The organism is Lyngbya sp. CCY1209, assembly GCF_055795065.1.
On sequence record NZ_JAYFER010000036.1, the window covers coordinates 1 to 267 of the forward strand.

At 42.7% G+C, this 267-nt stretch carries 1 pseudogene; it reads right to left on the reverse strand.

Features of this window, described 5'->3' with window-relative positions:
• Nucleotides 1–267, reverse strand: a pseudogene (locus AC0QHF_RS00170) (amidase); the annotation flags it as partial.

The following is a 267-nucleotide window of genomic DNA, read 5'->3' on the forward strand; positions in this document are numbered from 1 at the left end:
GCGATCGCATTTACATTCCCCGAATTCTCATCCACCAACTCCTGAGACAAGTAAATCGTATTCGTAGCAGCAGCAAAAGCACCTTTGGCATTATTGATTTCAGACGCAGGACGAATTTCAATCGTCGGAAAATTAATTAAATCTGCCTTATCCCAAATTTTATGATTTCCGAATGCAAGCTGCATTTTTGCCTGAAACTCGGGAGATGTAGCGAAATCCCTGAGATAGCTGTTGGCAACTTCTAAGCTTTGTCCCAAGACGATCGCT